General features: G+C 68.6%; 26 protein-coding genes and 1 tRNA gene. 12 read left to right on the plus strand and 15 right to left on the minus strand.

Going from position 1 to position 23,828, the window contains the following annotated elements:
* Nucleotides 1-205 precede the first annotated feature (205 nt).
* Nucleotides 206-370, plus strand: coding sequence for a hypothetical protein (locus tag ACGFNP_RS58940; protein WP_393333626.1), 165 nt, complete (start codon nucleotides 206-208; stop codon nucleotides 368-370).
* Nucleotides 371-418: 48 nt separating this feature from the next.
* On the opposite strand, the gene ACGFNP_RS58945 is transcribed toward ACGFNP_RS58940, so the two are convergent.
* Both ACGFNP_RS58945 and ACGFNP_RS58950 read right to left on the minus strand, forming a co-directional pair.
* Nucleotides 419-1,495: a hypothetical protein gene (locus tag ACGFNP_RS58945; RefSeq protein ID WP_358335256.1), complete on the minus strand. Its 1,077-nt coding sequence runs from the start codon at nucleotides 1,493-1,495 to the stop codon at nucleotides 419-421.
* A 107-nt stretch (nucleotides 1,496-1,602) separates the two neighbouring features.
* A complete protein-coding gene (locus tag ACGFNP_RS58950) occupies nucleotides 1,603-2,040 on the minus strand; it encodes a hypothetical protein (protein ID WP_393333631.1) in 438 nt (145 codons plus the stop codon).
* A gap of 221 nt (nucleotides 2,041-2,261) precedes the next feature.
* Here ACGFNP_RS58950 and ACGFNP_RS58955 point away from each other — a divergent pair, with 221 nt between their 5' ends.
* Together ACGFNP_RS58955 and ACGFNP_RS58960 are read left to right on the plus strand one after the other, a co-directional pair.
* Entirely contained in the window at nucleotides 2,262-2,798 is a 537-nt protein-coding gene (locus ACGFNP_RS58955) for a peptidylprolyl isomerase (RefSeq protein WP_358335262.1), read from the plus strand.
* 66 nt (nucleotides 2,799-2,864) lie between these two features.
* Nucleotides 2,865-3,737, plus strand: coding sequence for a rhomboid family intramembrane serine protease (locus tag ACGFNP_RS58960; RefSeq protein WP_358335265.1), 873 nt, complete (start codon nucleotides 2,865-2,867; stop codon nucleotides 3,735-3,737).
* Nucleotides 3,738-3,770: 33 nt separating this feature from the next.
* Here the strand turns inward: ACGFNP_RS58960 and ACGFNP_RS58965 are convergent, their stop codons facing one another.
* On the minus strand, nucleotides 3,771-4,016 hold the full coding sequence (locus ACGFNP_RS58965; RefSeq protein ID WP_214635368.1) for a cell division protein CrgA: 246 nt from the start codon (nucleotides 4,014-4,016) through the stop codon (nucleotides 3,771-3,773).
* A 142-nt stretch (nucleotides 4,017-4,158) separates the two neighbouring features.
* Between ACGFNP_RS58965 and ACGFNP_RS58970 the strand changes: the two genes are divergently transcribed.
* The 3 genes from ACGFNP_RS58970 to ACGFNP_RS58980 are packed head-to-tail and all read left to right on the plus strand — an operon-like array spanning nucleotide 4,159 to nucleotide 5,493.
* Nucleotides 4,159-4,764, plus strand: a complete 606-nt coding sequence (locus ACGFNP_RS58970; RefSeq protein WP_358335268.1) for a class E sortase — start codon at nucleotides 4,159-4,161, stop codon at nucleotides 4,762-4,764.
* Nucleotide 4,765: 1 nt separating this feature from the next.
* Nucleotides 4,766-4,924: a hypothetical protein gene (locus ACGFNP_RS58975; protein WP_214635370.1), complete on the plus strand. Its 159-nt coding sequence runs from the start codon at nucleotides 4,766-4,768 to the stop codon at nucleotides 4,922-4,924.
* On the plus strand, nucleotides 4,921-5,493 hold the full coding sequence (locus ACGFNP_RS58980) for a gamma-glutamyl-gamma-aminobutyrate hydrolase family protein (protein WP_358335271.1): 573 nt from the start codon (nucleotides 4,921-4,923) through the stop codon (nucleotides 5,491-5,493). The genes ACGFNP_RS58975 and ACGFNP_RS58980 overlap by 4 nt, the downstream gene beginning before the upstream one ends.
* 145 nt (nucleotides 5,494-5,638) lie before the next feature.
* Here ACGFNP_RS58980 and pknB read toward each other — a convergent pair whose 3' ends face one another.
* From pknB to ACGFNP_RS59015, 7 genes are all read right to left on the minus strand, one after another.
* Nucleotides 5,639-7,489 (minus strand): Stk1 family PASTA domain-containing Ser/Thr kinase, encoded by a 1,851-nt coding sequence (pknB, locus tag ACGFNP_RS58985; protein WP_393333636.1) that lies wholly within the window; start codon nucleotides 7,487-7,489, stop codon nucleotides 5,639-5,641.
* Nucleotides 7,490-7,573: 84 nt separating this feature from the next.
* Nucleotides 7,574-8,983 carry a protein kinase gene (locus ACGFNP_RS58990; RefSeq protein WP_358335276.1) on the minus strand — a complete coding sequence of 470 codons (1,410 nt, stop codon included), beginning with the start codon at nucleotides 8,981-8,983 and terminating at the stop codon, nucleotides 7,574-7,576.
* 21 nt (nucleotides 8,984-9,004) lie between these two features.
* Nucleotides 9,005-10,468, minus strand: a complete 1,464-nt coding sequence (locus tag ACGFNP_RS58995) for a peptidoglycan D,D-transpeptidase FtsI family protein (RefSeq protein WP_393333640.1) — start codon at nucleotides 10,466-10,468, stop codon at nucleotides 9,005-9,007.
* Nucleotides 10,465-11,856 (minus strand): FtsW/RodA/SpoVE family cell cycle protein, encoded by a 1,392-nt coding sequence (locus ACGFNP_RS59000; RefSeq protein WP_358335282.1) that lies wholly within the window; start codon nucleotides 11,854-11,856, stop codon nucleotides 10,465-10,467. The genes ACGFNP_RS58995 and ACGFNP_RS59000 overlap by 4 nt, the downstream gene beginning before the upstream one ends.
* A complete protein-coding gene (locus tag ACGFNP_RS59005; RefSeq protein WP_393333644.1) occupies nucleotides 11,857-13,152 on the minus strand; it encodes a Stp1/IreP family PP2C-type Ser/Thr phosphatase in 1,296 nt (431 codons plus the stop codon).
* Complete coding sequence (locus ACGFNP_RS59010; protein WP_358335288.1) at nucleotides 13,149-13,622, minus strand: FHA domain-containing protein; 474 nt, start codon at nucleotides 13,620-13,622, stop codon at nucleotides 13,149-13,151. Before ACGFNP_RS59010 ends, ACGFNP_RS59005 begins: the two co-directional genes overlap by 4 nt.
* Nucleotides 13,623-13,639: 17 nt before the next feature.
* The gene (locus ACGFNP_RS59015; protein ID WP_219537008.1) at nucleotides 13,640-14,380 is read right to left on the minus strand and encodes a DUF3662 and FHA domain-containing protein; all 741 of its coding nucleotides are present in this window, start codon (nucleotides 14,378-14,380) and stop codon (nucleotides 13,640-13,642) included.
* Between the two features lie 202 nt (nucleotides 14,381-14,582).
* On the opposite strand from ACGFNP_RS59015, the gene ACGFNP_RS59020 reads away from it, so the two are divergent.
* Nucleotides 14,583-14,665 (plus strand) — tRNA-Leu (locus ACGFNP_RS59020).
* Between the two features lie 309 nt (nucleotides 14,666-14,974).
* Here the strand turns inward: ACGFNP_RS59020 and ACGFNP_RS59025 are convergent.
* Nucleotides 14,975-15,988: a hemolysin family protein gene (locus tag ACGFNP_RS59025; RefSeq protein ID WP_393333650.1), complete on the minus strand. Its 1,014-nt coding sequence runs from the start codon at nucleotides 15,986-15,988 to the stop codon at nucleotides 14,975-14,977.
* Nucleotides 15,985-17,331, minus strand: coding sequence for a hemolysin family protein (locus ACGFNP_RS59030; RefSeq protein WP_393333653.1), 1,347 nt, complete (start codon nucleotides 17,329-17,331; stop codon nucleotides 15,985-15,987). Before ACGFNP_RS59030 ends, ACGFNP_RS59025 begins: the two co-directional genes overlap by 4 nt.
* Before the next feature lie 260 nt (nucleotides 17,332-17,591).
* On the opposite strand from ACGFNP_RS59030, the gene ACGFNP_RS59035 reads away from it, so the two are divergent.
* Nucleotides 17,592-18,869 (plus strand): LCP family protein, encoded by a 1,278-nt coding sequence (locus ACGFNP_RS59035; protein WP_358335298.1) that lies wholly within the window; start codon nucleotides 17,592-17,594, stop codon nucleotides 18,867-18,869.
* 46 nt (nucleotides 18,870-18,915) lie between these two features.
* Here ACGFNP_RS59035 and ACGFNP_RS59040 read toward each other — a convergent pair whose 3' ends face one another.
* Nucleotides 18,916-19,572: a GPP34 family phosphoprotein gene (locus ACGFNP_RS59040; protein WP_358335301.1), complete on the minus strand. Its 657-nt coding sequence runs from the start codon at nucleotides 19,570-19,572 to the stop codon at nucleotides 18,916-18,918.
* A gap of 23 nt (nucleotides 19,573-19,595) precedes the next feature.
* Here ACGFNP_RS59040 and ACGFNP_RS59045 point away from each other — a divergent pair, with 23 nt between their 5' ends.
* Nucleotides 19,596-20,201 (plus strand): TenA family protein, encoded by a 606-nt coding sequence (locus ACGFNP_RS59045; protein WP_393333656.1) that lies wholly within the window; start codon nucleotides 19,596-19,598, stop codon nucleotides 20,199-20,201.
* Nucleotides 20,202-20,244: 43 nt separating this feature from the next.
* Nucleotides 20,245-21,123: a DNA-formamidopyrimidine glycosylase family protein gene (locus ACGFNP_RS59050; protein WP_358335307.1), complete on the plus strand. Its 879-nt coding sequence runs from the start codon at nucleotides 20,245-20,247 to the stop codon at nucleotides 21,121-21,123.
* A 4-nt stretch (nucleotides 21,124-21,127) separates the two neighbouring features.
* Here the strand turns inward: ACGFNP_RS59050 and ACGFNP_RS59055 are convergent, their stop codons facing one another.
* Nucleotides 21,128-22,549, minus strand: a complete 1,422-nt coding sequence (locus ACGFNP_RS59055) for an MFS transporter (protein ID WP_358335310.1) — start codon at nucleotides 22,547-22,549, stop codon at nucleotides 21,128-21,130.
* A gap of 76 nt (nucleotides 22,550-22,625) precedes the next feature.
* Here ACGFNP_RS59055 and ACGFNP_RS59060 point away from each other — a divergent pair, with 76 nt between their 5' ends.
* Both ACGFNP_RS59060 and ACGFNP_RS59065 read left to right on the plus strand, forming a co-directional pair.
* Nucleotides 22,626-23,060 carry a helix-turn-helix domain-containing protein gene (locus ACGFNP_RS59060; RefSeq protein WP_358335313.1) on the plus strand — a complete coding sequence of 145 codons (435 nt, stop codon included), beginning with the start codon at nucleotides 22,626-22,628 and terminating at the stop codon, nucleotides 23,058-23,060.
* Complete coding sequence (locus ACGFNP_RS59065; RefSeq protein ID WP_358335316.1) at nucleotides 23,057-23,380, plus strand: rhodanese-like domain-containing protein; 324 nt, start codon at nucleotides 23,057-23,059, stop codon at nucleotides 23,378-23,380. The genes ACGFNP_RS59060 and ACGFNP_RS59065 overlap by 4 nt, the downstream gene beginning before the upstream one ends.
* 12 nt (nucleotides 23,381-23,392) lie before the next feature.
* Here ACGFNP_RS59065 and ACGFNP_RS59070 read toward each other — a convergent pair whose 3' ends face one another.
* Nucleotides 23,393-23,713: a hypothetical protein gene (locus ACGFNP_RS59070; RefSeq protein WP_358335319.1), complete on the minus strand. Its 321-nt coding sequence runs from the start codon at nucleotides 23,711-23,713 to the stop codon at nucleotides 23,393-23,395.
* Between the last annotated feature and the right edge of the window lie 115 nt (nucleotides 23,714-23,828).

The raw sequence follows: 23,828 nt of genomic DNA on the forward strand, positions 1-23,828 counted from the left end.
GGCGCGGGAGACGCGGAGCCGGCGCCCGCGCGACTTCTTGTGGTGGTCGCCGTCCACGCTCTCAAGCCCGGGGTGGGGGGGGGGGGGGGCGGGGGGGGGGGGCGGGGGGGCGCCCCCCCCCACGGCGGAGGCGCCTGACGGCATCGCGGTCACCCGCACCGACGACGGCCAGATCGCGATCAAGGCGGTCGAGAAGGGGGAGGTCTTGGAGGCGGTCCCGGCCATGCCCGCCACCCCCGCCGACGACGAGGGGTTCACCGCCGCCGAGCCGACCGGCGGCGCCGTGAAGCTGGAGAGGGCCACCGCCCAGAAGGCGGAGGACGGCGGCACGCCGCTCGAGACGATCACGGTCAACTGTGAGTCGAAGTAGGTGAGGCCGCGCCCGCCGTAGCACCGGGGGTGTACGGCGGGCGCGCGCTCACTCGGGGAACGACGGGTGCGGTCCCAGAGCCCAGTACTCGAACAGGCCGTGCCCCACGAGCCCGTCGTACTCGAAACGCCCCACGGCGTCGACCATCCCCCACATCTTGGCCGCGTCGTCAGGCAGTGTGTACGTGACTCCCTGCACGACCGGCCCGGGACCCTGGTACATCCCGTGCTTCCAGTCCGGCTCCAGGCCGTAACCGGTGCCGACCATGAGGTGGACCGGCAGCACGGGCGTGCAGCGCACGTCGAACGCCTTGCCGCCCGGCGGTGAGAACGTGATCGTGGCCTCGACGACGTCACGGGTGCCGGGGGCGTAGACGGGGTGGTACTCGGGCCGGCCCAGGTACTCCTCCTCGCGCCCGTCGGACCAGACCCGGGTGGCCTCCTCCAGCACCCGGCGGCCCTTCTCGTCCTCCTGGACGATGCAGAGGATCGCATGGTCGTCGAACCTCATGGGCGCGTACAGCCAGTAGAAGGTGCCCGCGTTCTTCGTCTGGATGCCCGGCGGCTCGGGCTCGCCAACGGGCCTGATGCCCCAGGAACGGTCGCGGGCGCCCTGCCACCGATCCGGGGTGACCGGTATGTCCACGTCGTCGATGCGGATGTGGCCGGACCAGAGCCCGGTCTGCGCCAGCCGAATGGAGTCGAAGATGACCCGCTCCTGCCAGCGGACGAAGTGCCGTGGCTCGAGCGTCGCCGGGATCGTGCCCTCCCAGGTGAGATCGAAGGACAGGCCATGCTCGTTGGGCTCCAGGATGATCTGGAGCCGTTTGAGCCCTTCGATGACCTTCACCTGGAACGGGCCGATCTCGGTGTTCATCCGGTCGGCGCCGAGCTCGCGCGAGGCTCGGACGACGCGGTGCAGGTTCCCGTAGCGGACGCAGGCGAAGGCGTCGGTGACGCCCAGGTTCGGGTACTGGCCGGCGCCGACGAGCAGCATGAGCTCGTCGGTGCCCGCGTGGCAGTTGAAGTAGTAGCGGTCGTAGAAATTGCGGTCGGAGGTCGCCACGTGCCGCATGACCTGGGCCGCCTGGTGGATGGGGTAGTCGTCGAGCGGGGACAGCGCCATGTCGCTCGTTGTAGCAAGCGCTTGGTATAGGCGTCAACAAGGAAGCGCGCCCAAAACGCCAAGTGCGCCCCCCGCTCGATCGAGCGGGGGGCGCACCTTCGTGCGGATCATGACATCTTGCGCGATGTCTCATCCGCCTTGTCGGACACCGTGGACGCCATCCCTTCGGTGGCGCCCGCGGCCTTGCCTGCCGTGTCGTCGGCCCAGCGCGACGCGTCCGAGGCCGAGTCCTTCATGTGATCGGTCCACTGCTGGGCGTTACGCCGGTAGAACAGATAACCGATCGTGCCCACGGCGAGACCCGTCATCAGGATCATGACCGGCCACTGCCGCGACCTGCGCGGCGTGGGATCGATCTTGTCGGCCGCGGTGGCCAGCATCGCGCTGACCTTGGGGGCGAGCTGATCCTCGACCCGATGCGCGGCCTCCTCGAGCCTCGGTGCCGCCCAGTAACGGGCGTCTTCGATGCGCTGGGCGGTGACCACCTTGGCCTGATCCGCCATCGGCGCCATTTGCCGGCCGGTTCGTACGGCCCGGGCCTTCATACGGCCCATCCACGTGGGTGGGACAACAATGACCACGCGGCGATTTCTCCGTGTCAGGGACACAACGACCTCCCCTGCTTGATGGGGCCCCGAGCCTGACCTGCCCGTAGCGGCGCGGCTCAATCATGGCCGTCCATGGCAGGATGGCTCCCGAGGCCTACGGCCGTCGTCATCAAATCACCAGAAAACCAACCTTGTGCATAGAGGGGGGCTGCTGTCTCGTGGCCGAGAAACTGATCGCAAATCTGCAGACAAATCGCGGAAATATCAAGATAGAACTCTTCCCCAACCAGGCACCCAAGACGGTCCGCAACTTCGTCGAGCTCGCCGAGGGCGGCCGTGAGTGGACCCACCCGGGCACCGGCGAGCGGAGCACCGGCCGTTACTACGACGGCACGATCTTCCACCGGGTGATCCCCGGCTTCATGATCCAGGGCGGTGACCCGCTGGGTGAGGGCATCGGCGGGCCGGGCTACGACTTCGACGACGAGATCCACCCGGATCTCTACTTCAACCGCCCTTACCTGCTGGCCATGGCCAACGCCGGCATCCGGTTCGGCAAGGGCACCAACGGTTCGCAGTTCTTCGTCACGGTCGTGCCCACGCCGCATCTCAACGGCAAGCACACCATCTTCGGAGAGGTGATCGAGGGCCAGGACGTCGTCGACGCGATCGCCAAGACGCCGACCGGCCAGCGCGACAAGCCGAAGGACGAGGTGGTCCTGGAGTCGGTCACGATCGAGCGCGTCCAGGGCTGACCAGAGCGCACGGGGCGGGCTGCAGAGGCTAGCGCGGCAGTGTCGCGCAGGCCGTAGGCTGCGGTCATGACCAGCCAGCCGCCCAGCCCGCCCCCGCAGCCCGAGCAGCCCGCGGAGGCCGTGCCGACGTGCTACCGGCACCCGGGGAAAGAGACCTGGGTCCGTTGCCAGCGCTGTGAGCGCCCCATCTGTCCCGACTGCATGCGCGATGCCGCAGTGGGCTTCCAGTGCCCCGAGTGCGTGGCCGAGGGCAATCGAGGGCTACGGCAGGCGCGGTCGGCCTTCGGCGGCACCGTGGTCGACACCCCATACGTGACGTGGGCGCTCCTGGCCCTCAACGTGCTCGTCTTCGGCGCCCAATACCTGACGGGCAACGTGGTCACCGCGGAGCTGGCCATGCGGCCGTACGAGGTCGTCGCGCAGAACGAGTATTACCGGCTGCTCACCTCGGCGTTCGTCCACGACGGGCCGTTCCACATCCTGTTCAACTGCTGGGCGCTCTACGTCGTCGGCCCCTACCTGGAGCGGGCCTTCGGGCGTACCCGCTACCTGGGCATCTACCTGATCAGCGCGCTGGGCGGCTCGGTGCTCGGCTACTGGCTCGACCCGATCGACCACTTCACGGTGGGCGCGTCGGGGGCGATCTTCGGCCTGTTCGGCGCCGTGTTCGTGGTGGGGCGCAGGCTGAACATGGACGTACGCGGCATCGCCGTGCTGATCGTGATCAACCTAGTGATCACCTTCGTGGTCCCAGGCATCAGCTGGACCGGCCACATCGGCGGACTGATCACCGGATCGGCCCTCGCCGGGGCCCTGGCCTACGCTCCCAAGAGCAACAGGACCCTCTGGCAGGTGCTGACGATCGTGGGAGCGCTGGCCATCCTCGTCGTGCTCGTGGCCGTCAGATCCTCGGCCCTCTTGAGCGGCGTCGCGGGCTGACTTCCCCAGGGTGTGGAAAAACTGTGGAAAAAACTAACGCCAGCGGGTGGAAAGCACCACCCCGAAGATGATGAAAACAAACCCGATCAGCAGATTCCAGTTGTGGAGATCGCCGATGAAGGGCGCGCCGGGAGCCACGTAGTAGATGGCTATCCACAGGATGCCGATGATCCACGACACCACCATGGTGGGCGCCAGCCAGCGGGGGCTGACCGTGACCTGCTGGGACTTCTGCGGCGGCGTGTAAACCGCCTTCTTGCGAGCCTTGGACTTGGGCACTGGAAACTCCTGCTGGGCGCCTGGGCATCCGGATTGTCCACAGGCTATTCGTTGAGCGTAGTTGAAGCGTGCCCAGGATAGTCGCCACGCGCACGAGATGGCGATCCCCGGCCGCCGGTTGGGGCGCGCTTACGCTGAGTGAGTGAGGGCCGTGCTGCGGGCCGCGGGGGAGCTGACCATCACCGCGGGCCTGATCCTGTTGCTGTTCTGCGCCTACCTGCTCTGGGGGACGGGCGTCTACACCCAGCGCATGCAAGTGCAGTTGCAGCAGGAGCTGGGGGAGAGACATGCGCTCCCGAAGATCGAGCTGGGCCGGGCCATGGCCATGCTGCGCATCCCGAGGCTCGGGCGCGACTACCACTACGCCGTGGTGGAGGGCGTGGACACCGAGCATCTGAAGAAGGGCCCGGGCCATTACCCCGGCACCGCCCTCCCCGGACAGATCGGAAATTTCGTCGTATCGGGGCATCGGACCACGTATTTGGCGCCGTTCAACCGGATCGACCAGCTCAAACGCGACGACGAGATCATCATCGACACAGCTGAGGCCCGCTACACCTACCGGGTGACCTCGCAGCACATCGTGGAACCCGACGAGGTGGACGTGCTCAGCCCGGTGCCCGGCAAGCCCGATGCCAGGCCCACCAGGGCCTTCATCACGCTGTCGACCTGCCACCCCGAATACTCCGCCGCCCAGCGGCTCATCGTGTCCGGAGTGCTGAAGAACACCGAACTCAGGAAGGAATGACATGTACGGATGGCTCTGGCGCAGCCTGCCGGGCGGCACGGGCGCCAAGCTGCTGGCGGCCGCCGTGCTGGTCGCCGTGGCGGTGGCCGTACTCTGGTATGCCGTGTTCCCGCTTCTCGAACCCGCGGTGACGCTCGACGAGGTGACCGTACGAAAATGACCCGCGTGCTGGTCGTGGACAACCATGACAGCTTCGTCCACACCATCGTCCAATACCTGCGCGAGCTGGGCGCCACGTGCGAGGTGCGCCCGCGCGACGACGTCTGTGTGAGCGACGCCGACGGCTTCGACGGCGTCCTGGTGAGCCCGGGTCCCGGCACGCCGGAGGCGGCGGGCGTGAGCGTCCCCCTGGTGCGTCACGCGGCCCTGCGCGGCCTGCCGCTGCTCGGGGTCTGCCTCGGGCACCAGGCGATCGGCCTGGCCTACGGTGCCACCGTGTCGCGGGCGCCGGAGCTCGTCCACGGCCGGACCAGCGCGGTGTCGCACGACGGGCTCGGGGTGTTCGCCGGGCTCCCCTCACCGGTGCGGATGACCCGCTACCACTCGCTGGCCGTACGGCCCGACACGGTGCCCGCCGAGCTCGACGTGACCGCGCACACCGCCGACGGCGTCATCATGGGCCTGAGGCACCGTACGGCGCCCATCGAGGGCGTGCAGTTCCATCCCGAGTCCGTGCTGTCGGAGCATGGCCACCAACTGCTCGGCAACTGGCTGCGCGGGATCGTGTAACGCTCGCCCGCCGCCGGACGACAGACAGATGAGCGTCCCCGCCGTTGCCCCCGAGCGGCGGGGGCGCTCTTTTACGTTCCCAGCCCTGATACGCCAGAGCCGCCCTCCCGGTGCGGGAGGGCGGCCCTGGAGGGCGGCTAGGGGGTCAGCCCAGGTCGCCGTCGTCGATCGGTGAGTCGTCGGTCGGCTCCGTGTCCGTGGGCTCTTCCGTAGGCTGCTGCGGGTCGCCCGTGGGCTCGGCCGTCGGTTGCGGGTCCTGCGTCGGCTGTTGCTCGGGACCCGTGGAGACCACGATCGTCACGGTGGTGCTGGGGTTGACCTTGGCGCCCGCCTCGGGGCTCTGCTGGACGACCGTACCCTGCGGCTGGTCGCTCGGCTGCGGGTCCACCTTTGCCTTGAAGCCCGCTCCCCTGAGCGTCTTGATGGCTTCCGACTGGGTCAGACCGATCACGCTGGGGATGTCGGACAGAGCCTTGGGCACGTAAAGGATGACGGTGCCGTCCTTCTCGACCTCCTCGCCGGCCTTGGGGTCGGTCTCGATGACCTGGTCCTGCGGCTTGCTCGAGGTCTTGGTCTTGACCGTGCCCGTCAACCCGGCCTTTTCAAGGAGTGCGTTGGCTTCCTCGGTCGTGGCGCCGACGAGACCATCGGGGACCTTCACCTTCGGCGGCCCCTTGGACACGATCAGCTTGACCGTGGAGTCCTTCGGGACCTCGGTGCCCTCGGCGGGATCGGTCTTGATCACCGTGCCCTTGTCGAACTCGGCGTTGGCCTCCTGCACCACCTCGGTCTTCAACTTCAGAGCGGTGAGCTGGGCCTGGGCGGCCTTCCAATTCTGCGTGGCGAGCGAGGGGATCTTGATCTGCCCGGTGGGTTTGTCGCCGCCACTGCTGAACACCGCGTAACCGATGCCGACGAACGCCCCGATGATAAGCAGCGGGACGATGATCCAGGCCGCGGTCTTGAGCGCCTGGTTGCCGCCGCTGTTGGACGCCCGCCGCCGGCCGCCACGGCCGGTGTGCCCGTCCTCGTACTCGTACGGCGGGACCGCCCGGGTGCCCTGAGTGGCCGGGCCGGTGGCGGCCTGGGTCGCCGTCATCATGCGGGTGCCCGCGCCGTAGTTGCTGGTCATCGCCATCGTCTGGGCGTCGACCGGCTGGCCGGACATCGCCCGCTGGATGTCGGCCCGCATCTCGCCCGCGTTCTGGTAACGGTGCGCGGGGTCCTTGGCCATGGCCTTCAGCACGATCGCGTCGCACCACGCGGGGATCTCGGGGTCGATCTGCGACGGCGGGATCGGCTCCTCACGCACGTGCTGGTAGGCGATCGCCACCGGGGAGTCGCCGGTGAACGGCGGCTGGCCGGTGAGCAGTTCGTAGAACACGCAACCGGTGGAATAGATGTCGCTGCGGGCGTCGACCCGCTCACCGCGGGCCTGCTCGGGCGACAGGTATTGGGCGGTCCCTATCACCTGCGCGGTCTGCGTCATCGTCGCGGCCGAGTCGGCCATCGCGCGGGCGATGCCGAAGTCCATCACCTTGACGTCGCCGTTGCGGGTGATCATGACGTTGGCGGGCTTGATGTCGCGGTGGACGATGCCGCCGCGGTGGCTGTAGTCGAGCGCCCGCAGGATGCCGTCGACGAGCTCGGCCGCCCGTTCCGGCAGCAGCCGGCGGTCGGCCCGCAGCAGGTCGCGCAGCGTCCTGCCGTCGACGTACTCCATCACGATGTAGGGCACCGGGGCGCCCTCGCTGACGTCCTCGCCGGTGTCGTAGACCGCGACGACGGCCGGGTGGTTCAGCGAAGCCGCGGACTGCGCCTCACGCCGGAAACGGGCCTGGAAGGTGTGATCGCGCGCCAAATCCGAGCGGAGAGTCTTGATCGCGACTATGCGGTCCAGCCGGATGTCTCGGGCGCGATAGACCTCGGCCATGCCGCCGCGCCCGACGACGCCGTCGAGCTCGTAGCGACCTCCGAGTCGCCGAGGCTGAGTCATTTCCTGCACTGTCCCTTACCGTTCATCTTGGGTACCGGCCTGCTCGGGGGGGACGCCGGTGTCCATCATCGACCCCGTGGCGCATCACGTCTTCTCCTTCGGCGGGTTTGTTACCCCGGGGTCAGGCGAAGCGCTTGGTGTCGGACTTTTCGGTGTCGTGGTGGGCGTTGGGGTTGGTGTGGGAGTCGGTGTCCGGGTGGTCGGCGTCGGCTTGGGGGTTGGCTTCTTCGTTGGACTTGCCGACACGCTTACCGTAGCCGACCGTGAGGGTACCGGCCTCTTCGACTTCACCGTAATCACGGGCGGTCGCCGAGTGTGAGGCTTGGCCCGAGGAGACTTCGAGGTCGGAGCCGTGCTCGCCGACTCCGACGGGTCGGCGACGCTGGGCGGGCCGGGCACCGCGTCGCGTTCCATGAACGTGAAGGCGCCGAGCCCGACGGCGGCGGCGCATCCCGCGCTGGCGACCAGCGCCATCGTCAGCCTGCCCCTGCGGCGGCGGGGTCCGGTGACCGAGCCGGTGGGCGGCGCGTACATCGTGGCCGCGTGGTCGGCGGACAGCGCGGACGCCTTGCCGTAGGGCTCGCCCGCCGCGGCGGTGACGTGGTCGGTGGTGCGTTCGGCCGCCGGCTGCCGGACCCGGAAGCCCGCCGGGTCGGTGAGCATGCTGAGCTCGGTGGCCGATCTGTTGCCGGCCAGTGACTCGCGCAGCATGTGGGCGCGGTCGGCGACGTCCATCGCCGAGGCCGGCCGGTGCCGTGGGTCCTTGATCAGCAGCGTCATGACCAGCTCGCGCACCGCCGTGGGCACGTCGGCGCCGAGCGGTGGCGGCGGCTCGTTGAGATGCATGAGCGCGATCGCCACCTGGCCCTCGGCCCGGAACGGCGTGCGCCCCGACAGGCACTCGTAGGCCACCACGCCCAGCGAGTAGAGGTCGGTCGAGGGGGTGAGCGGCAGGCCCTGCGCCTGCTCCGGGCTGACGTATTGGGCGGTGCCGAGCACGGTGCCCGTCAGCGTCACCGGAGCCGCCTCCACGGCGCGGGCGATGCCGAAGTCGGTCACCTTGATGGTGCCCTCGGATGTGACGAGCAGGTTGCCCGGCTTGATGTCGCGGTGGATGACCCCCGCCGAGTGGGCGGCGTGCAGCGCCTTGGCCGTCTGGTGCACGACGTCGAGCGCCACTTCGGGGCCGAGCGCGCCGTTGCGGGCCAGGATGGCGGACAGCGGCTCGCCGTGCACCAGCTCCATCACGAGGTAGGCCAGGTCGCTCTGCTCGCCGTAGTCGAAGATCTGCGCGATGCCGGAGTCGCCCAGGGCGGCCGTGATCCTGGCCTCGTTGCGGAAGCGGCTGCGGAAGGTGGGGTCGGCCTGGATGTGGCTGCGCAGCACCTTGACGGCGACCTCGCGGCCGAGGAGCTCGTCCCGGGCACGCCAGACGTCCCCCATACCGCCCGAGGCGATGCGGGAGAGCAGAAGGTAGCGGTTACCGAGCCGCATGATCCAGCAGCGTAGCGGTCATCACTTGTTCAGCACCGCCTCCATGATGGCTTTGCCGATCGGCGCGGCGGTGTGGCCGCCCGTCGCCTCGGCGCCGACGTTGGCGGCGCCCGACTCGACGATGATCGCGACCGCGACCTGCGGGTCATTGGCCGGCGCGAAGCTGATGAACCAGGCGTGCGGCGGCTGCCCGTCGGCCGTCTCCGCGGTGCCGGTCTTGCCCGCCACCTCGACGCCGGGGATCTGGGCCAGGTTGGCGGTGCCGTTGTTGACGACGCTGACCATCATCTCGCGCAGCTTGCCCGCCGTCTCGGAGCTGACCGCCTCCGACCACTCCTCGGGCTCGGCGTCCTGGATCGAGTCGCCCTTGGAGTCAGTGATCTTGTTGACCAGGTACGGCTTCATGACCTTGCCGTCATTGGCGATGCCCGCCGCGATCATGGCCATCTGCAGCGGGGTCATCTGGTTGCTGCGCTGGCCGATGGAGGCCATGGCGAGGGCCGCCTTGTCCTCCTCCTTGCCGAAGGAGCTCTGGGCCACCGACATGGGGATGGCGAGCTGCTTGCCCATCCCGAACTTCTCCGCCTGCTCCTGCATCTTGTCGTAGCCGAGCTCCATGCCGATCTTGCCGAACGGCGTGTTGCAGGACTTCTCCAGCGCGTAGACCAGCGGGACCTGTCCGGCACCGCAGGCCGCGCCGCCGTAGTTGGGCAGGCTGATGTTGGTGCCGGGCAGTGGGAGGCGCTGTGGGGCGTCCATGACCGTCTGGGGGCCGCGGCTGGAGTCGTCCTCCAGGTACGCCGCCGCGGTCACCACCTTGAACGTGGAGCCGGGCGGGTAGGTGCGGTCGGTGACGCGGTTGAGCAGCGGCTGGCCCTTGTCCTTGGCCAGCTCGTCATAGCGGGGGAACACCTTGCCCTTGTCGGTGCCCGACAGTTCGGCCGGCTCGTAGGTGGGCAGCGACACCATCGCCAGGATCGCCCCGGTCTTCGGGTCGAGAGCGACGGCCGCGCCGCGCTTGCCGCTCTCGCGCAGCGCGTCATAGGCCGCCTTCTGGGCCTTCGGGTTGATCGTCACGTCCACATTGGCGCCCTTGGTGGGCTCGCCGGTGAACAGGTCGATGCTCCGGCGCAGCAGCAGGTCGGGGCTGGAGCCGTCGAGCAGCTTGTTCTCGGACCGCTCGATCTGCGACGCGCTCTCCGGCGAGAAGAAGCCGGTGATGTGGGCATAGAGCTTGCCGTCGGGGTACTTCCGGAGGAAGCGGAAGTCGCCTTCCTTCTGCTCCACCGACTGCGCCAGGATCACCTTGCCGCCGGCGGTGATGCGGCCGCGCTCGACGGCGTAGCGGTCGTAGTAGTTGCGCGTGTTGCGGGCATCGCTGCTAAAGGTTTCGGCCCGCCCGACCTGCAGGACGTTCACGTTGATCATCAGGAGCGCGAACATGGCGAGGCAGGCCACGGCCACGCGCTTCAGAGTGCCGTTCATCGCTGGAACACCTGCGTCATTCCTTCGTTCTGGATCGCCTGGGGCGGAGGCTGGCGCGCCGCGTCCGACATGCGTACCAGCAGCGCGATAAGGATCCAGTTAGCCAGCAGCGCCGAGCCGCCCTGGGACATGAACGGGGTCACCAGACCGGTCAGCGGGATCAGGTTGGTCACGCCGCCGACGATGATGAACACCTGCCAGGCGAGGATGAACGACAGCCCGCCCGCCAGCAGCTTGGAGAAGGGGTCGCGGGCGGCCAGCGAGGTGCGCAGCCCGCGCTCGACGATCAGCGCGTAGACCATCAGCAGCGCCATCAGCCCTGTCAGCCCGATCTCCTCGCCGGTGGCGGGGAAGATGAAGTCGGAGAAGGCCAGCGGGATCAGATCGGGATGGCCCTGGCCCAGGCCGGTGCCCATGATGCCGCCGGCGCCCAGCCCGAACAGGCCCTGCATGATCTGGTAGCTGCCACCGAACTGACGGTCGTAGAACACCGGGCTGCTCGGGTCGAGCCAGACGTCGAACCGGTCGCCCACGTGGCTGAAGATCTGCCCGGCCAGCCACGCGCCGCCGACGAAGAGCAGGACGCCGATCAGCACCCATGAGGTGCGCTGCGTGGCGACGTAGAGCATCACCACGAACGCCCCGAACAGCAGCAGGGACGAGCCCAGGTCCTTCTGCATGACCAGCACGCCGATGGCCACCACCCAGGTGATGATCACGGGGCCGAGGTCGCGGGCTCTGGGCAGGTCGATGAAGAGCAGCCGCCGCCCGGCCAGCGCCAGCACGTCGCGCTTGGCGACCAGGTATCCGGCGAAGAAGATGACCAGCGCGATCTTGGCGAACTCCGCGGGCTGGATGCTGAAGACGCCGGAGATCCCGATCCAGATGCGCGCGCCGTTGATCTCCTGGCCGACCACGGGGAGCAGCGGCGAGACGAGCAGGCCCAGCCCGATCAGCCCCGCGGTGTAGGTCATCCGCTGCAGCATGCGCTGGTCGCGCAGCACGATCAGCGTCACCGTGAAGAGCACGACGCCCGCGCCGGTCATGACGATCTGGCTGGTGGCCGACGCGCCGGCCTGGAGCTTGGAGCCGGAGTTCTCCAGCCGGTAGATCATGACCAGGCCGAGCCCGTTGACCAGCGTCACGAGAGGAAGGATGAGGGGGTCGGCCCACGGCGCCCACTTGGCGAGCACCAGGTAGGCGGCCAGCATCAGACCGCCCAGGCCCAGGCCGTACGTCAGCATGCCGGCCGGGATCGTGCCGTTGAGCCCCAGCCCGACGTTGGCATAGGCGCCCATGACGATCGCGACCGCGAACGCCAGCATGGCCAGCTGGGCCCCCCGCCGCTTGGCCGGCATCAGGACAGGTGCTTCCGCCACTTCACTCATCTACTGCGGCTTCGCCTTCGTCTTCGTCGCGCTCGGGGTGGCTGAGGCGCTCGCACTCGGGGTGGCCTTCTGCTCCGTCTGCTCGGCCGTGGCCTTGAAACCGTTGATGCGGGTCACGCCCTCCGCCACGGTCTTGACATCGATGCCGCCCTTGATCAGCGCCTGGTCGGGCTCGGAGAGCTGGGAGAGCGGCTTTCCGGAGTGCTGCGCGACCGAGAAGAACTGAAACGGTCCCACCTCCTGGCGGATGCCCCGGAACACGACCACCTCGTCGCCCTTGGCCCCGACGAAGAACTGGTCCTGAGTCCACTGCCAGCCGAAATAGCCGCCGACGCCGATGGCGACGACGGCCACGCCCAGCACCGAGACCAGCAGGGGCCACACCCGGCGCCGTTTGACCGGCCGCCGGGCCGACTGTGGGCCCGAAGCTTCGAAGTCGTCCTCGGTCAGCACCGGCTGGGGCGCGGTCACCGCTCCGGCCCGTCCCGGCGAGGTGTCGTGAGCGTCGTGCCGCAGGCGGTTCATGCCCGCCGCCCCGACGATCGCCACGTCGGCGGGCACCTGCTGCCCGTCGGTGAGCTCCACCACGTCTGCCAGGACGCAGGTGATGTTGTCGGGCCCGCCGCCTCTGTTGGCCAGGTCGATGAGCTGGCGCACGACCTCTTCCGGGTCGTCGATGTTCGTCAGCGTGGCGTGCAGTGTCTCCGCGCTCACCACTCCGGACAGCCCGTCGGAGCAGAGGAGGTAGCGGTCGCCCACCTGCGCTTCGCGCAAGGTGAGATCGGGATCGACCTCGCCGCTCCCGTCGAGTGCCCGCAGCAGGATCGAGCGCTGCGGGTGCGTCGCCGCCTCCTCCGGTGTGATGCGCCCGTCGTCGACCAGTTGCTGCACCAGTGTGTGATCGTGGGTGATCTGGTAGAGCTCCCCGCGTCTGAGCAGGTAGGCGCGCGAGTCGCCGACATGCACCAGGGCCACCGAGGTGCCGTGCCAGAACATGGCGGTCAGCGTGGTGCCCATGCCCTTGAGGCTGGGATCCCGCCCCACCATCTCGTGCAGCTTGCGGTTGGCGTCGCGTACCGCTGCCTCGATGGCGTTGAGCAGGTCACCACCCTGTTGAGCCTCTTCGAGAGAGGCCATTGCGGCGATGGCGACAGAACTCGCCACCTCACCGTGTGCGTGTCCGCCCATACCGTCGGCGACGGCTAGCAGGCGGCCGCTTGCGTACGCCGAGTCCTCGTTCCCTTCGCGGAGGAGGCCGACGTCCGAGCGGGCGGCGTAGCGGAGTGCGATGGTCATTTGCGCAATTCAATGACTGTCTTGCCGACGCGGATCGGAACACCGAGCGGCACCGGGGTCGGGCGGGTGACTTTTGAGCGGTCGAGGTACGTGCCGTTGGTCGAACCGAGATCTTCCACGATCCACTGACCGTCCTGAGGGAAGAGCCGGGCATGCCGGCTGGAAGCGTAGTCGTCTGTGACTACCAGCGTGGCGTCGTTCGCCCGGCCAATGGTGATGGGCGTCTCCGTGAGATTAATGGTGGTGCCTTGCAGCGGGCCACCCGTCACAACGAGCTGGCGTGGCTCGCCCTTCTTATTCTTCGGCTTAGCCGCCGGTTTGGTGGGCTTGATACCACCCTTGCGTGGACCCGCGGGGGCCGTACGTGATCCGAACAAGTCAGTCCGGATCACGCCGACTGCGGCAATGACGAAGAACCACAGCACAGCCAGGAAGGCGAGCCGGATCAGCAGCAGCGTGAGCTCGGACATGGACCGTTTGTCTACCCCTAATCGCGCCGGAACACCAGAGTCGTGCGCCCCAGGGTCACTCGCGTGCCGTTCTGGAGCTCGACTCTGCGTACCGGCTGGCCATTGACGAACGTGCCGTTCGTCGATCCGAGATCGACTAGGGCGACTTGCTGACCCTCGACGCGAATCTCCGCGTGGTGGCGAGAGACGCCGGGGTCGACGAGACGAAGATCGCAGTCGGTGCCCCTGCCCAGCAAGGTCACCGGAGTGGTGAGCTCGTAGGAGCGGTCGCCCTGCGGATCGTCCTGAGTGGACACGAGCAGCCGGGGCCGCCCGTTGAAGGCATTGGGCCTGGATGGTGGCAGATCACTCGCCGGCTGGCGAATCTCGTCCTGCTCCACAGTGGCGCCGCGGATGACCCCCGACCTGATGCGGAACAACCCCACTGCCAGGTCGGCGGCGGTCTCGAAACGGACCCGGACCGGTCCCACGAAGGAGTAGCCCTGTTCTTTGGCGTACTCCCTGGCGAGGTTGGCCAGCTCGTGGCTGATGCTGTCGGCATAGACCTCAAGCCGCTCGCTGTCAGTCGTGGACAGCTCAACCACGAAGTCGTTTGGCACGAGCGTCCGACCTTGAGCGACGATAGCCGCGCGCTCATCCATCTCCCGCTGAACCGCGCTGGCGACCTCGACCGGCTGAAGGTCAGATTTGAACGCCCGCGCAAAGGCCCCCTCAACCAAGCCTTCGAGCCTTCGCTCGAAGCGCTGAAGGACTCCCACCGGGTACCTCCCTTCCTCCGTGCATATGATCGCGGCCACCGGACGCGCCCAACGCGCCTGGCCTCCGCTCGTCCCACGTCGCGGGGTGGTCCCGGCGCTCGTCAGCTGTCGCGCCCAGCTCCTCCGCTCCCGTGTCTTATGCGATCGTATCCGGGTTCAGTACCAGGGGCTGTTCCGTGCTACTGTTTCTCCGCACCCACAAGGGCGGGTGGCGGAACGGCAGACGCGCACGGTTCAGGTCCGTGTGTCCGAAAGGACGTGAGGGTTCAAATCCCTCCTCGCCCACTCGGTGACAGGGGACCCATGGTCGCGACCCTCACGGGATCGCTTCCCTCGGTCCCCTCGTCGTTTACACCGGGGGATGACCCCCGGACCCCCAGCGTTAGACCCGCTGGTGGTTGATCTCTCGTATGAGAGTTTGCCTTCCTTTAGCGCAGATCCACACTGGCGAAGTGTGCCCCGGTTCGCAAGAGCCGGGGCTTCTTCTTTTTTGGGAATCTCGTGGGTGGCGTTTGGAAGGTAGGGCCGGCCGGTTGCAGTTCGCTTTCGGATTGCTTTCCGGCCGGGTGTGTGTTTTTGGCCACACCTGTGGGGCTAGGCGGCTATTGCTCGGGTGTCTAGGAGCTCGTTGAGTAGGTCGGTCAGGCTTACCATGCCGATGATCTTGCCGGCCTGGGTGACCAGGGCTAGGTGGGCGTGCGCCTCCTGCAGTGCTGTCACTGCTTCGGGGGCTTGGGTTACGCAGGGCAGCTTAGGGACTGGGCGGGCCAGTTCGGTTGCTGTGCGGTTGGGGTGGATCAGGGCGTCTCGGGCGTGGAGGACGCCTTGTACGTCGTCTCTAGCGCCCACCAGGAGCCTTAGGTGGCCGCTCTCCGCTGCTGCTTGTCTGATTTCTTTGGCGTTGGCCGATGGTGGGACGGTGACGAAACGGTCTACCGGGACCATGAGGCGTTCTATGCCTTCTGCCTGTAGGCGGAGGGCTCTTGTGAGGAGGTCGTGTTCTTCTCTGTCCAGGAGGCCCATTCGGCCTGATTCGCCGACCAGCATGGCCAGCTGGCGGGGGGTTCTTGTTGTGGCCAGTTCGTCTCTTGGGCTTACGCCGAACAGGCGGAGGATCACGTTGGTCAGGCCGTTGAGTGTTGACAGCAAGGGGCGCATCAGCCAGGTGAAGCCGCGGAAGGGCAGCGTCAGGAGGAGGGCCGCTCGCTCTGGGTGAGTCAGTGCCCAGGACTTGGGGGCCATTTCGCCTATCACCATGTGGAGGAACGTCACCAGCGCTAGGGCGATGGTCAGTGCGATGGGCATTCGCATGGATGCTGGTATGCCGACTGCGGCGAAGACCGGTTCCAGGAAGTGTTCGATCGCCGGCTCTGTCACCTGGCCCAGGCCGAGTGTGCAGAGGGTGATGCCTAGTTGGGCGCCGGCCAGCATCAGGGAGAGGCGTCGGCCGCCGCCTACCGCTGACTTTGCTGCGATGCGGACCAGGCGGTTGCCGTTGGCGGCCATCTCCTCCAGGCGGTGGCGTTTGGCGGAGACGAAGGCGAACTCCGCTGCCACGAACAGTGCGTTGAGCAGTAGCAGCACCAGGCTGATCAGGATCATCGTCATCGGGCCGCCTCCGCGTGTTGGACCGGTGCCAGCCGTACTCTTTCGGGCACGCGGCGGTTGAGCGACAGGACGGTGAGTTCGGCCAGGTGCTCCTGCTCGTCCTCGGCGAACGGGTCCAGCTCCGGGATGACGGGCACGGTCACGGTGTCGCCGGGTTCGGGCATGCGCCCGAGTTTGGCGAGGACCAGCCCGGCGAGCGTGTCGTAGTCGTCGCTCTCGGGCAGTGAGACGCCGGTGGCCCGCTCGACCTCGTCGAGCCTGAGCCGGCCCGGCACCTCCCAGATGCCGCCCGGCTGCTCGACGGCGCCGTCGGGCTCCGGGTCGTTCTCGTCGATGAGCTCGCCGACCAGCTCCTCCGCGAGGTCCTCGACGGTGATGACGCCGGCGAGGCCGCCGTACTCGTCGATGACGCAGACGAGGTCGTCCTTGGACGAGCGCATCTCGTTCAGTACGGCGGGCAGCGGCAGCGAGTCGGGCACCAGCACCGCGGGGTGGGTGATGCCGATGATCGGGCCGTCGTCGAGACCGGAGGTGATCAGCTCGCGCACGCCCGTCACGCCCACCACGTCGCCGTCGGCGCCGAGCACCGGGTAGCGGGAGTGGCCGCACTCGCGGATGACCTCCACGAGGTCGGAGACCGGCTGCGAGTCGCGGACCACGACCACGCGCGGGCGCGGGACCATGATCTCCTCCGCGGTGCGGTCGCCGAACTCCAGCGCCCGCTCCAGCAGCTCCGACAGCCGCGGGGGCAGCTCGCCCGCCAGGGTGGACTCGGCGATGATCCGCGAGAGCTCCTCGGGGGTCGCGCCGTGCTCCACCTCCTCGACGGGCTCGATGCCGACGCGCCTGAGCAGACCCGTGGCCGCCGAGTCGAACAGCCGGACCACCGGGCCGACCACGGCGAGGTAGGCCAGCGTCGATCCGGCGAGGAACTTGGCGACGGGCTCCGGACGGGCGATGCCGAGGTTCTTGGGCGCCAGCTCACCGAGGACCATCTGTACGACGGTCGCGACGAACACCCCGATGGCCACGGACAGGCCGGTGACGACCCCCTCGGGCAGACCGGTGTCCGTCAGCCATGGGCCGACGATCGTCGCGATGGCGGGCTCGGCCAGGAACCCGACCAGCAGCGCGGTGACGGTGATGCCGAGCTGCGCGCCGGAGAGCATGAAGGAGAGGCGGGAGGTCACCTGGAGCGCCTTCTCCGCGGCCGGATCGCCGGCGGCGGCCTGCTCACGCAGGAGGCCGCGGTCGGCGGCGACGAAGGCGAACTCCTGCGCGACGAAGTAGCCTGTCGCGGCGGTGAGCAGGAAGAGGGCCAACAGCCCGAGATACGCGCTCACCGTGGTGAGCTCCGGAAAGATGTGTTCTCAGGGGATCCCGTGCGTGTGCACGGGCGAATATTCCATGGGTCCGGGGCGGACACGATCATCCCTTCGATGGCGGAAGTCCATAAACCGTAACGATGGGGTTGGCAGCAATGTTTCCGAAGTGACGCTCCGCTAGTTCTGCGTACTTTTCCGTGGGAAAACCTTGGTGAGACGTCTTCACTGGTGGGGGGTTGGACGTAGCGTCTATGACAACCGAAGGGGAAAGAGGTCAAGTGTCTGAGGAAGACCGGACGCGAGCCATGCGCTCGCCGGGCGATGGCCGCCCGCTGCCCGGCAGGAACGCTGACGGCCCGCGCTCAGGTGGTGCTCCCGCGCATCGGATCCCGTCGGCTCAGCAGGTTCCGCCGACGGCCCAGCAGGCGCCGCCGACGAACCTGCCCGCCGAGCCGGTCTCCGACGCGCCGCGCGCCGGCAGCTCGCGCGTGTACGGCCGGCAGCGCTCGGGCGGCAGCCCGATCAAGCCGTTCACACCCAAGAGGGGCTCGTCTCCGTCGGACCCGTCGGACCCGTCAGGACCCAAGCCGCCGCGCAGGCGGATCAAGGGCCGGACCATCCTGGCGATCGTCGCCGCCGTGGTGGCGCTGCTGCTCGTGGTGGGCGTCGGCATGTTCTTCTGGATCGACTCGCGGCTGACCGGGATCCCCGGCGTGCTCGAGGACTACACGGGCCGTCCCGCCGACACCCCGGGCACCAACTGGCTGCTCGTCGGCTCCGACAGCCGCAAGGGCCTGTCGGCGGCCGACCGCAAGAAGCTCGCCACCGGCCGCGCGGCCGGCCAGCGCACCGACTCGATGATGCTGCTGCACATCCCGGCGGGCAGCGACAAGCCGACCCTGGTCAGCCTGCCGCGTGACTCGGCGGTCACCATCCCCGGCAAGGGCCGCAACAAGCTCAACGCCGCGTACGCCTTCGGCGGGCCCAAACTGCTGGCCCAGACGGTCGAGACCGTCACCGGGGTGCACGTCGACCACTACATGGAGATCGGTTTCGCCGGGTTCGTGGAGATCGTCGACGCGGTCGGCGGCGTCGAGATCAACGTCCGCGCCGCGGTCGACGACCCCAAAGCCGGGCTGAAGCTCAAGAAGGGCGTCCAGCTGCTGACCGGCGGGCAGGCGCTCGGCTACGTCCGTACCCGCAAGGGCGGCGCGCTGCCCGACTTCGAGCGGACCAAGCGCCAGCGCCAGTTCCTCGGCGCGGTCGTCAAGAAGGCGGCCAGCCCCGGCGTGCTGATCAACCCGTTCACCTCGATCCCGCTGGCCATGAGCGCCACCGACGCGGTCGCCGTCGATGAGGACACGGGCGCGTTCGACATGCTGTCACTGGGCCTGGCCATGGGCGACAGCCCGGTGACCACGGTCGTGCCGTTCGGCGGCAACGAGATCGCGGGCGGCGGCAGCGCGGTCAAGTGGGACAAGGAGAAGGCCCTGGCCCTGTTCAACGCGCTCAAGGAGGACAAGCCGGTGCCGAAGGACATTCTCGACGCCGGCTGACCCCGCGACTCCGGACGGTCCGGTACGGCTTGCCGTACCGGACCTTTCAGTTACCTGAGGTGGTGGCAGAGCCGATGGCGGCGCTCGTGGCGGCGATGACGAGGACCGAGTTGATCGCGGCGATCGTCTTGGCCACCGCGTCGCCCGCCCACTCGCCCTCGGCGATCTCCTTGACGCGTTTCCTGCTCGCCCCGGGGAACGCCTTGCGGTCGAGCTTGGCCGCGTACATGACGGCGATGAGCACCGCGGTGCGCGCGTCGGGCTCCGCGCCCGCCAGCACGTCGCCCACGCGCTGCCTGACCTCCGCCTCGACGCTGCCGTCGGCCTCCGGCCAGCGGGTGGTGGGGAAGATGGCGAGCACCCGGCCGCGCTCCTCGGTCAGCACGCCCGCCTCAGCGAGCCGGGTCAGCAGCCGCCTGCGCAGCTTGGTGGAGTGGAGCTTCTGGACCCACCAGTCGGGCTTGCGCTCCTTGCCCTCCTCCGCGATGCGGGTCAGCGCCGCGTCGAGCTCGTCGTCGCCCAGCGGGGTGGCGTTCGCGACCGACACCTTCTTGCCGGACAGGGCCACCCGCTCGTTCACCGCCAGCTCCGCCAGGATCGCGCCGCCGAGGGCCGGATCGAGCTGGGTCGAGCCGATCAGCTGCTTGCCCTCCTCCTCGCTGTAGGCGAGCAAGAGCAGTTCTTCCGCGATCGTGACACTCATCCTTTGACACTAACGTGCCGTTCATGGGTATCTCGGAGAAGCTGCACGCGGTGGGACGCCCCCTCCTCGACGCGCAGCTCGCGCATCCCACCGTGGTGGGCATCGGGCGCGGTGATCTGGCGGAGCCGGTGTTCCGGTCGTGGCTGGAGCAGGACTACCTGTTCCTGCTGGACTACGTGCGGGTGTTCGCGCGGCTGGCCTGGCAGGCGCCGGCCGCGCATCTGGGCGACCTCGTGGACCTGGCGCACGCGACCTTCCACGACGAGCTGAGCCTGCACCGGGAGCTGTCGGCCCCGTTCGGGGCGGACCTCGAGAACGCGCGGAAGGGGCCGGCGTGCGCGGCCTACACGGCGTTCCTGCTGGAGTCGGCCGCCGACTACGGCGAAGGGTTGGCGGCGCTTTATCCGTGTATGTGGGGATATTCGGAGCTTGGTCGGCTGCTGGCGGAGAATCTGCCCGCCGAGCCGCGCTATCGGCAATGGGTGGAGACGTACGCCGATCCCGGCTTCGCGGCGCTGACCGTGCGGATCGCCGAGATGATCGATGAGGCCGCCCCGGAGCCCGCGCGCGCCGAGGCGCTGTTCATCGAGGGCATGGCGCACGAGCTGGCGTTCTGGGACGTTCCGTAGTTGTCCACAGGCTGTGGACGACTACGGCACGTACCCTGGTGGCATGCCGGAACTCCCCGAAGTGGAATCGCTCGCCGGTTTCCTGCGCCAGCGGGCGGTTGGTCGTACGGTCCTGGGTGTCGACGTGGTCGCCTTCTCGGCGCTCAAGACGTTCGACCCGCCGGTCACCGCGCTCGGCGGGCTGACCATCACGGGCGTGGCGCGGCACGGCAAGTTCCTCGACCTCGACTGCGACGGGCTGCACCTGGTCATCCACCTGGCCCGCGCGGGGTGGCTGCGCTGGCGCGAGGACCTCTCGGGCGCGAAGCCGGTCCGGCCGGGCAAGGGCCCGCTGGCGGTACGGGTCCGGCTGGCGCCCGACGACGAGGGGCTGGCGCCCGGGTTCGAGCTGACCGAGGCGGGAACGCAGAAGCGCCTCGCCGTCTATGTCACCAAGAATCCGGATGACGTGCCGGGTGTCGCCGCCCTCGGGCCCGACCCCCTCGACGACGCCTTCACCGTGGCCGCGCTCAAGGCCATCCTGGGCGGCAGCCGCACCCAGGTGAAGGGCCTGCTGCGCGATCAGAAGGTCATCGCGGGGATCGGCAACGCCTACTCCGACGAGGTGCTGCACGCGGCCAAGATGTCCCCGTTCAAGATCGCCGCCACCCTCACCGACGCCCAGATCGCCGACCTGCACGAGGCCATCGTCACCACACTGCGCGAGGCGGTCGAGCGGGCGCACGGCCTGGCCGCCAAGGACCTCAAGGCGGAGAAGAAGTCCGGCCTGCGCGTGCACAATCGCGCCGGTCAGGCCTGCGACGTCTGCGGCGACACGATCCGTGAGGTGTCCTTCGCGGACTCCGCGCTCCAGTACTGCCCTACCTGCCAGACAGGCGGCAAGCCGCTCGCCGACCGCCGCCTGTCCCGCCTGCTGAAGTAACGCTTCACGCCCTGGCGGCGACGGGCTCCTCGGCCTCTCCGGCCTGGCCGGTGGGGGCGGCCGGTCGGCGGCGGAGCCCGGTGGCGATGACGAGCGCGGCGACCGCTGTGGCGGCCACGGGCACCAGCAGCGCCGTCCTGATGGCCGCCAGCCCGGCCTCGGCGGAGGTCGCGTCGCCGAGCGCCGCCACGCTGACGGCCGTGACCATCGACAGCCCGAGTGCCGCGCCGAACTGGAAGGCGGTGTTCAGCAACCCGCCGGCCAGCCCCTGCTCGTCCTCCGCGATGCCCTCCGTCGCGACGATCGTGAGCGGGCCGTACACGAAGGCGAACATCAGCCCGATCATCAGCATCGACGGCAGCATGGCCGCGTACGACCAGTCCATCCCGACTCCCACGAACAGGCCGTAAGCCGCCAGCCCGGACAGCAGGCCGCCGAAGATCACCCGGGCGTTGCCGTACCTCTGCACCAGCCAGGGGGTCAGCGTGGGCGCGAGCACCACGTCGGCGGCGGCGGCGAGCAGGGCCAGGCCGGTCTGGACGGTGGACCAGCCGCGCAGCTCCTGCAGGTACAGCGTGATGAGGAACTGGAAGCCGAAGAACGACGCGGTGAGCAGCAGCGCCGTCAGGTTGGCGCGCACCAGCGGCGCGGAGCGCAGGACGCCGAGACGGACGAGGGGCGTGGCCGCCCGCCGTTCGATCGCCACGAACGCCGCCAGCAGCGCCAAGCCTCCGGCGAACGCGGCGACGGTCCAGCCAGGGCCGTCGGCGGGGTGCTCCAGCCGTACCAGGCCGTAGACCAGCAGCGTCATCGCGCCGGTGATGGTCGCCGCCCCCGCCAGATCGACGCCGCCCGCGGGCCGGGGCGTGTGCTGCTCCTTCAGCACCGGGACGGCGATGATCAGGATCGTCAGCGACAGGATGACCGGCGCGAAGAAGACCCAGCGCCAGCCGATCGAGCTCAGCAGGCCGCCGACCACCAGCCCGAGCGCGAACCCGGCCGCGGCCGTCCCCGCGTAAACGAGCAGCGCGCGGTTGCGCTGCCTGCCCTCGGGGAAGCTGGTGGTGATCAGCGACAGTCCGGCGGGCATCATGAACGCGGCCGCGACACCGGTGAAGAACCTGGCGACCAGCAGCACCCACCCCTCGGTCGCGAACCCGCCCAGCCCGGAGAACACCACGAACACGCCGAGCCAGAGCAGGAACATCCTGCGCCTGCCCAGCAGGTCGGCCGCCCGGCCGCCGAGCAGGATGAAACCGCCACAGCCCAGGACGTAGGCGCTCACCACCCCGCTCAGCATGCCCGTGGACAGCCCCAGATCCGCCCTGATCGACGGCAGGGCCACGTTCAGCATGGCCACGTCGGTGCCCTCGATGAAGACGGCTCCGCACAGCACGATCAGCATGCCCCAAGCGCGTTTGGACATGATCAACCCCCGGTTACTTATCGGCATCTCGGTTATCTCTTGTAACCGTGCAAATCATCCGGCAGCATGAGATCCCATGGAAGACGGCACTTCTAAGTCACCCGGTTACTGCGAGGTCACCGTGGACGACGACTACGACGTGCGGCAGTGGGACACCAGGGAGGACTGCGAGGTCCGGCAGATACTCGACCGTGTCGCCGACAAGTGGTCGCTGCTGGTCATCGCACTGCTCGACTGCCAGAGCCTGCGCTTCACCCAGTTGCGCCGCGAGATCGACGGTGTCAGCCAGCGGATGCTCAGCGTGACCCTGCGTCACCTGGAGCGCGACGGCCTGGTCAGCCGTACGGTCCATCCCGTGGTGCCCCCGCGGGTCGACTACGCGCTCACGCCGCTCGGCCGGACCCTGCACCAGACGATCAAGAGCCTGGTCACCTGGACCGAGGAGCACCAGCAGGAGATCGCCCAGGCGCGTGCCGTCTACGACGAGCGACGCGAGATGATGGAGGCATGACGGTTCCAGAGATCCCGGCCAGCGACGTTCCCACCGACGGTTACCTGCTCGACGTGCGGGAGCAGGACGAATGGGTGGCCGGGCACGCGCCCGAGGCAGTGCACATCCCGATGACGCAGATCCAGGGGCGGGTCGAGGAGGTGCCCGGCGACCGGACCGTCTACGTGGTCTGCCGGGTCGGCGGCCGCTCGTTCCAGGTCGCGGCCTGGCTCAACCAGCTCGGGCGCGAGGCCGTCAATGTCGACGGCGGCATGCAGTCTTGGGCGGGCGCGAGCCGTCCGATGGTCAGCGAGACGGGACACCCGCCGTTCGTCGCCTGACGGATTACCTGATCAGTACTTCTTGATGTCCCAGGCGTGGCCGACGGCGTTGCGCTTACCGGGGCATACAGCGACGGATTGCCCCTCGGTACCACCGGTGACCGGCCTCCACGGACCCTTCACCTTCTTGGTGGTCGAGCCGCTGGGACACGTGGCTATGGCCTGCACATACCCCGAGCCTCTGTCGCAGCTGGCCCACGTCTTGTAGGGCTGGTAGTAGATACCGCTGTGGCAGCCGGAGGGCACCGGTTCGGCCAGCGCGGTGCCCGGCGCGAGCGGGATGACGGTCGCGGCGGCCGCGGCCACCACGAGGGACATGATCGTCTTTTTCATGGCGGCGATCTTACTGGGATGAACCGCCCTTATATGGCTTTTCGGACGATCACGTACGAGGGGTGTGAGACCCCCCTGTGGTCAGTCACCTCCTCATAGGGCAAGATGAGGGCGC

The organism is Nonomuraea sp. NPDC049269 (assembly GCF_043197155.1).
Lineage (GTDB): Bacteria > Actinomycetota > Actinomycetes > Streptosporangiales > Streptosporangiaceae > Nonomuraea.